Here is a 13,506-nt window from a genome sequence, read left to right on the forward strand (position 1 = left end):
CTACTTTAATTTGAATTACGTATTTGGTGCAATGAAAAGAATAAGCTGTGTTTTATTAATTCTTATTAGTACTTCTGTTTGGGCTCAAGAAAAGAAACCAATACTTAGAGATAAATCTATTTTAGCGTTGCCTGTAGTTTTTAGATTTCCAGAAACTGGCTGGGGAGGTGGTGTGGCAGGTACGGCCAGCTGGTCTTGGGCTAGAGATAGTTCTTGGTCAAAGCCCTCTCAGGCTTCATTAGGGCTCACTTATACGCAGAATAAGCAAATTTTAGCATTCCTGCCTTTTCAAATATTTTTTGATAATAATAATTATTTCATCAACGCCGACTTAGGGTGGTTTAAATATAATTACTTCTATTATGGTATTGGAGAGCGTCAAATACCTCAAGAAAAGTATGATGTTAAATTTCCTAAGATTAAACTACTGTTTGGCAAACAGGTTAAGCCTAATCTATATTTAGGAGCCCGTATAAATTATGTTGAATATAGCGTAACGGGCACGGAAGAAAATGGAGAATTGGCAACTGGAAAAATTAATGGGAGTGAGTATAGTAGAACTTCTGCCCTAGGACCTGCTATAATGCGAGATACCCGAGATGCCGTTTTTTACCCCAAAAAGGGGATGTTTGGGGAATTTAGTGTCTTGCCCTCTACCAAGGTTTTTGGGGCGAATAAGGAATTTACACAGACTACATTAGATTTGTCTATATATAATTCACTGTCAAAAAAGTTAGTGTTGGCTACTAATTATTATAGTGTTTTTACTTTTGGTGATGATGTACCTTTTAGTGAGTTGGCTCAGCTTGGTGGGCCTAAAAGAATGAGAGGTATCTATCAAGGTTTTTTTAGAGACAAAAACACTGCCCTACTGCAAGCTGAATTAAGGTGGGAGGTATGGAATTTTATCGGGCTGGCAGGTTTTGGCTCAATGGGTTTTTTAGGAGATAACGACAGTATACTAAGATTAAACTTGCCAAAGTATACCTATGGAGCAGGCTTAAGAATAGCTACAAAAAAGCATTTGAACTTAAGATTAGACTACGGCCTTTCTCCTTATGGAGATGGTAACTTTTACGCTACCATAGGAGAAGCTTTTTAGGAAGCTTTTTGTTTTGGTGGGCTAAAGACTCGCACATACTTGTACATCGCCTTTTTTGAAATCTTGGATGGTCATATTATAATTCTTCTTGAAGGTCTTTGACAAATGACTGGAATCGGTGAATCCAAGTTTATAGGCAATTTCCTTGATGGAGTATTGACTATGTTTGAAGTAGTTTTCGGCCAGTTTTAATTTTGACTTGATCACATATTCCTGAAAAGAATAATCGGAGTGTTTTTTGAAGTATTCACTAAAATATGTGGGTGAAACATTAAACTCATTGGAGAGGTTTTCCAGCGTAATCTTTTCCTTGTCGTACAGGTTTTGTTGAATATATCTGATAATCTCGCCAAACTTATAGTCTTTAGTATGACCGGCATCTACATAGCCTTTTTCGATATTCCTTGCCAGAATATTTAAGATACTCACCATTAAACTTTCAATGATAGTGTCAGAGTAGTCATCTTTTGATAAGTATTCATGATGAATTTGTTTGATTAAACTCACCAGAAGTTCTTTTTCTGCTGAGGAGCGAGTTATGATGATATCACCAGCTACTTTATTATAATTAGAAAGCACATAGGAGAGTTTTCTAAACCAATCGCTGTAGTTTCCGTTTAAAGCTTCTTTAGAAAAGTAGAGGTCTGTAAATTTTATGAAGTAGAAAGTAGTCTTCTCTTTAATTTGAAAGAAATGGCAGTCTAATGGAGGTAAAAGGAAAATGTTTCCGCTGTTATATGGAAATCGGACGTCGTTTATACATTGAAGGCCCTCACCTTTGACTATATAAACAAGCTCAAAAAAGTTATGCTGATGAGGCCTTTTCTCCCAGCTTTCTAGTTCTTGGATATGTATTTCAAAAGGCTTAAGTGTTTGTTCAATCTGCATTTTATGAGATTTTTTGCTTTATTGTAGTGTAAAAGTATGTGTTTTGGTATTGTTTTTCCTAGCGGAAGATGGGAAAGCCTTTATTTGTACATGCATTCCCTTTTTTGATACTCGTTTTGGTCAAAAGGAAGCCATTACATTTGTATTAAGATTTAGAAACAAAATATAGAAAAATGAAAGCAATAGGATTTAAGCAGTCGTTACCAATTATCGAAAAAGAGAGTTTTATAGCATTTGAAACAGAAATTCCAGTCGCCAAAGGTTTTGACTTATTGGTTAAAATAGCAGCCATTTCTGTTAACCCGGTAGACTTCAAGATTAGAGAAAGTGCTGCAGTGGATAAAGTACTGGATACACCCAAAGTTATTGGCTGGGATGCGGTAGGAGTTGTAGAATCTGTAGGTGATAAAGCTTCCAGGTTTAAGGTAGGAGATGAGGTGTATTATGCAGGAGATCTGACAAGAAACGGGAGTAATGCCGAGTACCAATTGGTTGACGAAAGAATAGTTGGTTTCAAACCGAAGAGTTTGAGTATTGCAGAAGCTGCCGCCTTGCCATTGACAGGTTTAACCGCTTATGAGTCCCTATTTGACCGTATTAAAGTTAATCCAGAAAAGGATAAAGGAAAGACCGTGTTGATTTTAGCAGGAGCGGGTGGAGTAGGTTCGATCGCCATTCAGTTAGCTAAAAAAGTGGCGGGACTTACGGTTATTGCTACGGCATCAAGACCTGATTCTGAAAAGTGGTGTAATGAAATGGGTGCAGACTTTGTGGTTAATCACCGTAACTTGAAAGAGGAGCTGGAAAAGATTGGGCACGGCCAAGTAGATTATATATTGGACTTTGTGGATATCAACGCTTACTGGGAAACGATAGCTGAAGTTATTAAACCTCAGGGGCATATTGTATCTATTACTGGTAGCAGCGAGCCACTAAACCTATCTCTGCTTAAGGCCAAAAGTGTCTCTTTTTCTTGGGAGTTGATGTATACACGTTCTATGTTTACAACCGACGATATTGACAGGCAGCATGAAGTCCTTAATCATATAGCAGATTTGATGGATGCTGGAACCTTAAAAACTACTTTAACCACCACCTTGAAAGGGTTCACAGTTGAAAACCTTAAAAAGGCTCACGAAATGCAGGAGTCTGGTAAGACGATTGGTAAAACGGTTATTGAGTATTAAGGGAATTACATTTAACCCTGTTTATGCGTTTGGGGAATCGTTATGAGTAGTTTACGCACTGATATGAAGCAATTTAGCTACGGTACCGATAACTATCGGGAGATTGCCTAATACATAAAGCGTGTTTATGAGAATAGCTATTTAGTAAGGTACGCTATACATAAAGAGAGCCTCCAAACGTAGTTTGGAGGCTCTCCAGCATTTAAAAGGATTTCCTTATTATAGCATTAAACTTTCCAAACCCATCCGTGGGTATCTTCAAGTTTACCTTTTCTTATTCCATCTAGTTTTTCTTTAAGAATGCTAGAGATAGATTTCTCATTAATTTCAGGAAGAGCAAAATCATTTCCTTCATGACCGATTCCAGAAAACGGCGAAACCACCACGGCCGTTCCAGCACCAAATACTTCTGTGACAGAACCATTTTGAATACCTTCTACAATGTCTTTAACGTAAACATCTTGCTCGGAAACCTCATATCCGGCATCTCTGGCAATGGTGATTAAAGAGTCTCTGGTAATTCCCTTAAGAATGGTGGTGCTTGTTTTTGGCGTCAACAATTTGCCATCTTGAACAAAAAAGACGTTCATGGTTCCTGATTCCTCAAACTTAGTATGCGTTTGAGCGTCTGTCCATAATAACTGCGTGTAACCTTGCTCTTGGGCTAGTTTAGCTGGATAAAGAGATGCTGCATAGTTTCCAGCACACTTAGCATAACCTACGCCACCTGCTGCGGCTCTAATATATTCTGTTTCTATTTTTACCTTAGGTGGAGTAGAATAATACTTTCCAGCAGGACTCATGATTATCATGAATCTGTAATTAAAAGAAGGTCTTACGCCTAAGTAAACATCAGAGGCAAACATAAAAGGGCGTAAGTAAAGAGAATTGTCCTCGCCTTTAGGAACCCATGCTGCATCTAATTTCAATATCTCGTTCAAGCCACCCATGAAAACATCCTCTGGAACCTGTGCCATGCACATTCTTTCAGCAGAGATGTTAAATCTCTTGAAATTTTCTTCAGGTCTAAACATAACCACTTCATTGTCCACATTCCTAAAAGCTTTCATGCCTTCAAAAATAGACTGACCATAATGTAAAGATGCCAAGGCTGGATTATAAGCAATATTTCCGTAAGGTAGAATTTCAGGTGTCTGCCAGACGCCATCAATACAGTCTGCGACCAGCATGTGGTCAGTAAAGAGTGTTCCAAAGACAATGTTTTCTGGATCTAACTGATTAACACGACTTTGCTGTACTTGCGTTACTTTGAACGCTTGAGCTGCTTCTACCATAATTGAAAATTGTTATAAAATGTAATATGCAAACATTGAAACAAAACTAATGATTCGATTTTGTGATACAATTATTGAGAATATATATTAGAGTATCAAGCGTTTTGCTGAAAATAGTTGTCAAGACAACTAAAATCTGTTTTAACGGTCACATTAATGAAAAAAAGCTTCAATGGTCTTCCATGTTTACTTCCCCTAAAGGATTGTTCTGAAATTATTTTCTATCCCAAGGGAGTTCCGTAACCCACATCTCTTTTCTATCCAGAATTGGATTGCCATAGATGGCTTCTGGGGAAGCCTCTTGGAAGATTGCAGTAGGCGTCTTCTTTAACTTACTGCTTATTCTTGCCATGGTATTTGAGCCTAAAATGTCTGAGAGTGCGGCATATAATAAGGTCTCATCTGGGTTGCCAAATTCCTTATATGGAAGAATTCTATCCTGGATAGCTATATCCACAGCAAAGCCATCTTTTGAGCCATAGTCTGATTGGTTTTTGGCATTGAAAGATTTTAAAACGATAGGCTGAAGACCCCAATTCCACCTCTTCGGGCTTTTATCGTCAGAAAGCGTCAGTGAACCCACATTTTTTCCGGTAGTATGTTCGCCCACGAGAATTACATCCATATAGGGTTTAAGATTATTGATCACTAACTCGCTGGCGGATGCGGAACTATTGGATACTAAAAAATAAACTCGATTAATTGTTCCAGGGTTATTTAAGGTAGCATTAATACTTTTTTTAGTCTTTGAAAAGTAAACATCAAAGCTACTTTTCGGCTTTGCGGCCATTTGCTCAGCATTCCAGACTTGCTTTGTCATTAACTTATCCTCACTTAAATCTTTTACAATTAGCGAGCTAATCATTTCTGCAGAGGAGATGTACCCTCCTGGGTTATATCTAAAATCTACGACCAATTCGTCAATAGCCGCATTCTTAAACTCGCCAAACATATCATTAACAGCCTTATCGCTAGTCGTCAAAAATTGATTGTAAACGAAGTAGCCGATTTTTTTTCCTCCTAATTCTAGTATTTCGTAGTGCTGTAGGGCCTCGGTTTGAGTGAGCTCTTTGGTGATAGCTTTGGTATTTTTGGAGTCCTCTATGGTGCCATTATTGTAGGTACCCATAGTTAATGTAGCACTTTCGTCTTTAAGAGCAGTCTGGTAGTTATCTAGTGTTAAATCCTCGCCGTTTACTTTGATGATAAAATGGCCTCGTTTTATTCCTGCCCTTTCCGCGGCACTATTTTTTAAGGTATAGGTTATCGCAAAAGCCATTCTTGTTCTTGCAGGGTTTGCATAAAAAGTTTTGTACTTAAAGCCATAAAGACTCACCACTCCATTTAGTGAATTGGTAAGATTGGTTGTACTGGCGTCAATCCAGGAAAACCTATCAATATCACCTTTGCCAACTAACAAGGAATTAAAGAAGTCGTTAGGCTCCAAAGAAAGATCCGTTTTTTCCAATGCAAGCATATCACTTTCCCAGAGGTAATAGGACTTCATTTTATTATATATCCAGTCGTTTACCTGCAAATTAGCTAGAAGGGGGTTTTCGTCTACGACGATTTCTTCATCTATTGCTTCTACAGGATCAACCGTCTTTTCTTTACATCCGAATAATAAAGCGATGCCAAGAATTGAGAGTTTAAGTAGGCTATTCCTCATAGTGTAGCTATTTTTTATTATGATAATGACTTGCAATTTAATAACGAACATTCTAAGTCAAAACATACGAATGTCATTCCAAATGGTTTTTTATTCGAATTTACAGCTAAGTGTTTGAATGACAATAGATTTGACCTTATAACGGAGGCTTTGAAATATTGTAATTCAAATTTATTCCATCAGAATGACAAGTTTTATCTTCTGTTTCTTGAAACAATGTGCTTAGGATTTTGCTAATTCCACAAAAAAATTAACTTTGTGGTGTACTCTAAAAAATTGTACTTAACCCAAAGAAAATATTAAGATTTCATGGGAAAATCTATCAGCCTAAAAAGGGGCTACGACATTAAATTATTGGGAGAGGCCTTAAAGGAAATTTCAGAAGTTCCTGTAGCCGAAATTTTTGCAGTAAAACCCACAGACTATTTTGCTATTGTTCCAAAGCTCCTTGTAAAAGTAGGTGACGAAGTTTTAGAAGGTGGAGCTTTATTTCAAGACAAACAGAGACCTGAGATTAATTTCCCATCACCAGTAAGTGGTGAAGTGGTGGAAATAGTTAGAGGAGCAAAAAGGAAGGTTCTAGAGATAAGGATTCTAGCAGATAAGGTTTCTAAACATACCACTGTAAATATCCCTTCGGAATTAACAGTTGAAAATGTTAAGGAGACTTTGTTAAACGCCAATCTATGGTCTTTATTAAGGCAGAGACCCTTTTCAATAATTCCAGATGTTCAAGATCTGCCTAAAGCTATTTTTATCTCGACATTTGATACGGCTCCCTTAGCTCCTGACTTATCCTTTATTGTGGCACAGAATAAAACAGGTTTCGATGCCGGTCTAAAGGTATTGGAAGTGCTTTCAAATGGTAATTTAGAGGTTGGTGTAACACCCGCATCTGATTTATCTATTTTGTCAGGAAATAAAAACGAATTTTCCGGTCCCCACCCTTCAGGAAATGTTGGCATTCAGATACACCATACTAACCCTATTAGAGTGGGAGAGAAAGTTTGGTATATGGATGTTCAGGATGTTATAGTTTTGGGGCAGTTATTTCTGACTGGAATGTATGACCCTACCAGAATTTTGGCTTTTACGGGTTCTGAGGTAGATACACCATCTTATTATAAATTAAAGGTGGGGCAGTCGCTGTCAAAGCTATTTTCAGACCATATCACTAACGATAACGTAAGGTATATTCAGGGGAATGTTCTGACTGGTGAAACTTCCCACAAGGAAGATTACCTTTCTTTCTATACCTCCCAGCTTACGGTAATCCCAGAAGGGAATAAGGCTGAGTTTTTGGGTTGGTTATTGCCTTCGGCAAAAAAGCTCAGTTTATCGAGAACATATTTTTCTTGGTTAATGCCTAGTAAAAAATATGAAATAGATACCAATACCCATGGAGAAGAAAGGGCTTTTGTAATGAGTGGGGAGTATGAAAAGGTATTGCCTATGAATATTATGCCTGTGCAATTATTGAAAGCCATCATGGTTGGAGATATTGAGAAAATGGAAGCTCTTGGGATTTATGAAGTGTCTGAGGAAGACTTAGCTCTATGTGAGTTCGTCTGTACCTCCAAAATAGATGTTCAACAGTTGGTACGTAGAGGTCTTGACCTGATGCGTGCGGAAGGATAAAATTTAAACTAGCATATTTAGTGAAGATATTACACGATTTTCTAGAGACTATTAAGCCAAATTTTCAAAAGGGAGGTAAGTTGGAAAAATGGCACCCAGCTTTCGAAGCCTTTGAAACATTGGCTTTTGTTCCTGCCACTACCACTAAAAATGGCGTGCACATTAAAGATGCGATGGATATGAAGCGTACCATGATTACCGTGGTAATTGCTTTGATACCTTGTCTACTTTTTGGTATGTGGAATGTAGGTCACCAGCATTATTTAGCCTTCGGAATGGAAGAGGACTTACTGACTAAATTCATGTTTGGATTTTGGAAAGTACTGCCTATTGTAGCGGTGTCTTATTCTGTTGGTTTAGGCGTAGAATTTGTTTTTTCAGTGGTGGTAGGGCATCCCGTAAGCGAGGGGTATTTGGTAACAGGAATGCTCATTCCTTTGACCTTGCCTGTTACCGTTCCGCTTTGGATGGTAGCTTTAGGAGCCGTTTTTTGTACACTTTTAGGGAAAGAGATCTTTGGAGGTACAGGCTTTAACTTTATGAATCCAGCTTTATTGGCTAGGGCATTTATGTTTTTTGCCTTTCCAGCCTTTATGTCTGGCGAAGTTTGGACAGACCTTTCGGCAGAAGAAGGGAAAGTAATTCTAGATGGTTATTCTGGTGCTACTAACCTGGTTCCTTTTGATACCGACTTCTCTGCCATGCAGTCTGCATCAGATATGTTTATGGGTTTTGAACAGGGTTCCATTGGGGAAACTTCGGTTATTGCCTGTCTTATAGGAGCGGCCATTTTGGTCATTACGGGCGTAGGGAGTTTTAGGGTCATGTTGTCGGTTTTTGCTGGCGGTTTTTTAATGGGGCTTTTAATGAATGTTCTGGCTCCTGAGGCAGCTAATCATGCCATGCATATGCCAGCTCTTAATCATTTGTTGGTGGGAGGTTTTGCTTTTGGTGCTGTTTTTATGGCAACAGACCCCGTTACTGCTGCTCATACGGCTAAAGGAAAAATAATTTACGGACTGTTAATCGGGGCTTTTACAGTACTCTTGAGAGTGTTTAATCCGGCTTATCCAGAGGGTATGATGTTGAGTATTTTATTGTTCAATGTTTTTGCACCCTTGATTGACCATCTGGTTGTAGAATCACACATTAAAAAAAGATTGAAACATGCATAGTAATAAATACACGTTTTTATATGCTATTGGGCTATCCATGCTTACGGCGATTATTTTAGTTTTGACTTCGCAGCAGCTCAAACCTTTACAAGAGGCCAATGTGGCTCTGGACAATAAAAGAAGTGTTTTGAAGTCGGTATTGGTACAATCGGACGACGACAAACTGATAGAAAGTTCCTATGACGGTTCGGTAGTAGAGATTGTTGTTGATAGCGACGGAAATATAATAGAAGGCGTAAATGCAAAGGATGTAGATATGAAGAGGGAGGTTGCTAAAGAGCCTTCTGAAAGAAAGCTTCCCCTTTACATTTATTCAGACGAAAGTGGATCAAAGGCATACATAATACCTATGAGAGGTGTAGGACTTTGGGGACCAATCTGGGGTTACCTTTCCATAGATGGCGATTTTAATACCATCAAAGGTGCGTTTTTTGACCACAAAGGAGAAACGCCTGGTTTGGGGGCTGAGATTACAGAATTACCTTTTCAGGTTCAATTTCAAGGAAAGAAAATATTGGACGAAAATGGCGAGTTCGCATCTGTCAATGTTTTAAAATCTACCATGAAATCTTCACTAGATCCAGAAAATAGAGTGGACGGTATTTCTGGCGGAACCATCACCTCAAATGGCGTTGACGAAATGATTAAAAATTGTGTAGCCCCGTATTTGACTTATTTTAACAAGCTAAAATCAAATTAATATGGCAGAAGTAGCAGAAATAAAAGAAAAGAAAGAGCCATTTTTTTCAAAAAAGAATCTTCAGGTTCTAAGAGACCCCCTTGATGACACCAACCCCGTATCTGTTCAGGTACTTGGGATATGTTCTGCTTTGGCAGTAACTGTTCAGGTGAAACCAGCTATAATTATGACGTTAGGAGTACTTTTTGTAAGTGCTTTTTCTAACCTTATTATTAGTATGCTCAGAAAAAGTATTCCAGGTAGGGTTCGTATTATCGTTCAGCTTATTGTAGTGGCTACACTCGTAACGATTGTTGACCAGGTTTTAAAAGCCTACATGTTTGATGTTAGTAAGAAGCTTGCCGTATTTGTAGGCTTAATTATTACTAACTGTATCATTATGGGTCGTTTAGAGGCTTTTGCCTTAGGACAGAAACCTTGGCCGGCCTTTTTAGATGGTGTGGGCAACGGTTTAGGATATGGCCTTATCTTAATAGCAGTTGGTGTTTTTAGAGAACTTTTTGGAGCTGGAAGTATTCTCGGTTTTCAAATTATTCCAGACTGGGCCTATGATCATGGTTATGTAAATAATGGCTTGATGGTTCTGCCCCCTGCAGCATTATTCTTAATAGGAGTTTATATCTGGATACAGCGTAGTAGAAACCAGAAATTAATTAACGTTTCCTAACTGAAATTAGCATTATGGAAAATCTTTTAAGTCTTTTTGTTAAAGCCATTTTTGTTGAAAATGCAGTGTTTGCATTTTTCTTGGGAATGTGCTCTTTCTTGGCCGTTTCAAAAAAATTGAAGACGGCATTTGGATTAGGTTTGGCTGTTATTTTTGTAATGGTTTTAACCACTCCTTTAAATTATGTTATCCTGAAATATATGCTTGGTGAAGGAGCCCTCGCTTGGATTCACCCTTCCTTGGCAGATGTGGATTTAACGTTCTTGTCATTCATATTATTCATTTCCACCATTGCAGGTGCAGTTCAGTTGGTAGAGATGGCCATTGAGAAATTTGCTCCTGCTCTGTATAGTGCACTGGGTATCTTTTTACCTCTTATTACCGTAAACTGTTCCATTCTTGGTGCCTCTCTTTTTATGCAAGAAAGAGAGTACAACTTTTCAGAGACCTTTGTTTTCTCCATGGGGACGGGGATTGGTTTTTTCTTGGCTATCGTGTTGTTGGCGGCTATTAGAGAGCGTTTGCAATATTCTAAGGTTCCTGCAGCTCTTCAAGGCTTAGGAATAGCCATGATGGTGACAGGGCTTATGGCTCTTGCTTTTTTAAGTTTTTCAGGTATTAAATTGTAAACCTTTTTCTTATGCTACCTATCCTACTTAGTAGTATTGTTGTTTTTGTCTTAGTAGTACTGCTGTTTGTGTTTTTAATACTTACGGCTAAAGCTAAGCTTCTACCTCAAAACGATGTAAAAATTACCATCAATGGAGATAAGGATAACCCTATCATAACCAAATCTGGTGATACGCTCTTAAACGTTTTAGGAGCTAATAATCTCTTTCTGGCTTCGGCTTGTGGTGGCGGTGGAACCTGTGCCATGTGCGTTTGTAATGTTTACAGTGGTGGTGGAGAGGTACTACCGACAGAAACTAACCACTTAAATAGACGTCAAGTTGGAGAGAATCTTCGTTTGGCCTGTCAGGTAAAAGTGAAGGAGGATATGAATATCAGAATTCCTGATGAAGTTTTTGGTGTTAAAAAATGGGAGTGTGAAGTGACCTCAAACTATAATGTAGCCTCATTTATAAAAGAGTTTCAAGTTAAATTACCAGAAGGAGAAAACTTGGATTTTGAAGCAGGAGGATATATTCAAATTGACGTACCTAAAACGACCGTTGAATTTAAAGATATTGACATTACGGCTCATCCAAAGTATCATGAAACGCCGGATAAGTTTAAAGAGGAGTGGGATAAGTTTAATCTTTGGCCATTAAAAATGGTCAACGACGAAGAGGTATTTAGAGCGTATTCTATGGCGAATCATCCTGCCGAAGGGAATATGGTTAGTTTAACGATTAGGATTGCTACGCCACCTTGGGATAGAGCTAAAAACACATGGATGGATGTAAATCCAGGACTTTGTTCGTCTTATATTTTTGGAAGAAAGCCAGGCGATAAAGTAACGATTTCTGGACCTTATGGTGAGTTCTTCATTAAAGATACCGTGGCAGAAATGCTTTATATAGGAGGAGGAGCTGGTATGGCACCAATGCGTTCCCATTTATACCATCTTTTTCATACTCTTAAAACCAAGCGTAAGGTCACCTTCTTTTATGGAGGAAGAACCAAGCGTGAGCTGTTTTATATTGAGGAGTTCAGGCAAATTGAAAAGGAATTCCCGAATTTCAAGTTTTGTATCGCTTTGGATAATCCTCAACCAGAAGATAATTGGGTATTGAAAAAGGACATTAACGATCCAGAAGGAGACGGATTTAAAGGTTTTGTTCATAATGTGGTGATCGAAGAATTTTTAAACAAGCATGAAGCTCCAGAAGATTTAGAACTTTACTTTTGTGGACCACCTATGATGAATCAGTCTGTTCTAAAAATGGCGGACGATTGGGGAATACCAGATGAAAACGTATCATTCGATGATTTCGGGGGCTAAAAGTAGCCTTCTTTTAATATTAGTCACCATAGGGTTTATGTCCTGCCAAGCAGAGCATAAGCCCTATTCGGTTTTTCAGGGATATGCACAGGGCAGCACCTTTAGGATTGTTTATGAACCAATTTCCGACAAAGATTATATAAATGCGGTAGATAGCATTCTACTGGTTATAGATAAAAGTATGTCGCTTTGGGATAGCACATCACTAATAAGGAGGGTGAATGAGTCAGATGATCCAGTGGAGATAGATGAGCATTTTGTTAATGTTTTTAAAAGGTCTATGTTCTTTTATGAAATCAGTGAAGGCAGGTTTGATCCAACACTGGGTCCTTTGATTAGTGCTTGGGGTTTTGCTCGAAAACATGAAAAAGAATTACCTAATCAAGTTCAAATTGATAGTTTGTTGACATTGGTAGGCCTAAATAACTTTAGTTTGAAAGGCAATATATTGACTAAGAAATTGAGGCACTCCGAAATTAACTTTAACGCCATAGCTCAGGGATATACCGTAGATGTGCTTGGAGATTACTTGGAGGAACAGGGAATTACGAACTATCTGGTGGAGGTAGGAGGAGAAACAAAAGCTAAAGGTCTCAATCAGTCCGGAGAGAAATGGAAAGTAGGGATAGAAAATCCAGACTTCAATTCCACTAGTGAAAATAATGCCGTTAAAACGGTAGTGGGACTTTCAGACGCTTCGCTGGTTACTTCAGGAAGTTATAGAAAGTTTATTGAGAAAGATGGTAAGAAATATAGCCACACGTTGGATGGCTTAACGGGAAAACCTGTAACCCACAGTCTTCTGAGCGTAGCAGTGGTGGTGCCAGAAGCCATAGATGCAGACGCTTATGCCACCATGTTTATGGTCATGGGTAAAGAGGCCGCACTGTCTTATGCCAATAAAAATGACATTGCGATTCAGTGTATTTTTGATGAAAATGGAGAAATGAGAACGGAATACTCAAAGAGCTTTAAAAAGCTGGTGATACAAGAAAACTAGTCATTTTTACATTCTTCGTCAGGAAGTTTTCCACATACGCCACATACAGCTCCTTCTTTTTGAAGCATAGGATTGTTATTGGCACATGTCCCTTTAAATCTTCCATTCTTTATAAAAAGTATTCTCACACTAAAAAGGAAAAAGGCGAATAGTACAGCAGCTAGAGTGACTAATAATAATTTCATAAAGTAAATTTAAGTATTTATAACTAGAATAAGATTAAGACTATGCTTGATCTTA

13 protein-coding genes are annotated in these 13,506 nt (G+C 38.3%); 9 read left to right on the forward strand and 4 right to left on the reverse strand.

The genetic code is table 11. The features are described from left to right. Positions 1-31: 31 nt before the first annotated feature. Entirely contained in the window at positions 32-1,102 is a 1,071-nt protein-coding gene (locus tag ACSBFT_RS20655; protein ID WP_489602265.1) for a BamA/TamA family outer membrane protein, read from the forward strand. Positions 1,103-1,123: 21 nt separating this feature from the next. On the opposite strand, the gene ACSBFT_RS20660 is transcribed toward ACSBFT_RS20655, so the two are convergent. Next, positions 1,124-1,990 carry an AraC family transcriptional regulator gene (locus tag ACSBFT_RS20660; RefSeq protein WP_489602266.1) on the reverse strand — a complete coding sequence of 289 codons (867 nt, stop codon included), beginning with the start codon at positions 1,988-1,990 and terminating at the stop codon, positions 1,124-1,126. A 173-nt stretch (positions 1,991-2,163) separates the two neighbouring features. Here ACSBFT_RS20660 and ACSBFT_RS20665 point away from each other — a divergent pair, with 173 nt between their 5' ends. Next, on the forward strand, positions 2,164-3,177 hold the full coding sequence (locus ACSBFT_RS20665; protein WP_489602267.1) for a zinc-binding alcohol dehydrogenase family protein: 1,014 nt from the start codon (positions 2,164-2,166) through the stop codon (positions 3,175-3,177). Between the two features lie 227 nt (positions 3,178-3,404). Here the strand turns inward: ACSBFT_RS20665 and ACSBFT_RS20670 are convergent, their stop codons facing one another. Then, positions 3,405-4,472, reverse strand: a complete 1,068-nt coding sequence (locus ACSBFT_RS20670) for a branched-chain amino acid aminotransferase (protein WP_463045451.1) — start codon at positions 4,470-4,472, stop codon at positions 3,405-3,407. A 214-nt stretch (positions 4,473-4,686) separates the two neighbouring features. Next, positions 4,687-6,141: a S41 family peptidase gene (locus ACSBFT_RS20675; RefSeq protein WP_489602268.1), complete on the reverse strand. Its 1,455-nt coding sequence runs from the start codon at positions 6,139-6,141 to the stop codon at positions 4,687-4,689. A gap of 309 nt (positions 6,142-6,450) precedes the next feature. Between ACSBFT_RS20675 and ACSBFT_RS20680 the strand changes: the two genes are divergently transcribed. Genes ACSBFT_RS20680 through ACSBFT_RS20710 form a run of 7 tightly spaced genes read left to right on the forward strand, consistent with a single transcriptional unit; the run spans position 6,451 to position 13,266 of the window. Further along, positions 6,451-7,779 carry a Na(+)-translocating NADH-quinone reductase subunit A gene (locus ACSBFT_RS20680; RefSeq protein WP_489602269.1) on the forward strand — a complete coding sequence of 443 codons (1,329 nt, stop codon included), beginning with the start codon at positions 6,451-6,453 and terminating at the stop codon, positions 7,777-7,779. Between the two features lie 20 nt (positions 7,780-7,799). Further along, complete coding sequence (locus ACSBFT_RS20685) at positions 7,800-8,954, forward strand: NADH:ubiquinone reductase (Na(+)-transporting) subunit B (RefSeq protein ID WP_489602270.1); 1,155 nt, start codon at positions 7,800-7,802, stop codon at positions 8,952-8,954. Then, the gene (gene nqrC / locus ACSBFT_RS20690; protein ID WP_463045455.1) at positions 8,947-9,654 is read left to right on the forward strand and encodes an NADH:ubiquinone reductase (Na(+)-transporting) subunit C; all 708 of its coding nucleotides are present in this window, start codon (positions 8,947-8,949) and stop codon (positions 9,652-9,654) included. The genes ACSBFT_RS20685 and nqrC overlap by 8 nt, the downstream gene beginning before the upstream one ends. A 1-nt stretch (position 9,655) precedes the next feature. Then, positions 9,656-10,321: an NADH:ubiquinone reductase (Na(+)-transporting) subunit D gene (locus tag ACSBFT_RS20695; protein WP_463045456.1), complete on the forward strand. Its 666-nt coding sequence runs from the start codon at positions 9,656-9,658 to the stop codon at positions 10,319-10,321. 14 nt (positions 10,322-10,335) lie between these two features. Beyond that, complete coding sequence (nqrE, locus tag ACSBFT_RS20700) at positions 10,336-10,950, forward strand: NADH:ubiquinone reductase (Na(+)-transporting) subunit E (RefSeq protein ID WP_463045457.1); 615 nt, start codon at positions 10,336-10,338, stop codon at positions 10,948-10,950. 11 nt (positions 10,951-10,961) lie between these two features. Further along, a complete protein-coding gene (gene nqrF / locus ACSBFT_RS20705; RefSeq protein ID WP_489602271.1) occupies positions 10,962-12,266 on the forward strand; it encodes an NADH:ubiquinone reductase (Na(+)-transporting) subunit F in 1,305 nt (434 codons plus the stop codon). Continuing rightward, positions 12,232-13,266 (forward strand): FAD:protein FMN transferase, encoded by a 1,035-nt coding sequence (locus ACSBFT_RS20710; RefSeq protein ID WP_489602272.1) that lies wholly within the window; start codon positions 12,232-12,234, stop codon positions 13,264-13,266. Before nqrF ends, ACSBFT_RS20710 begins: the two co-directional genes overlap by 35 nt. Here ACSBFT_RS20710 and ACSBFT_RS20715 read toward each other — a convergent pair. After that, positions 13,263-13,451 (reverse strand): hypothetical protein, encoded by a 189-nt coding sequence (locus tag ACSBFT_RS20715; protein WP_463045460.1) that lies wholly within the window; start codon positions 13,449-13,451, stop codon positions 13,263-13,265. The two genes, ACSBFT_RS20710 and ACSBFT_RS20715, sit on opposite strands and share 4 nt — an antisense overlap. Positions 13,452-13,506: the final 55 nt, after the last annotated feature.

It is taken from the genome of Arcticibacterium sp. SM2516, from assembly GCF_057914865.1.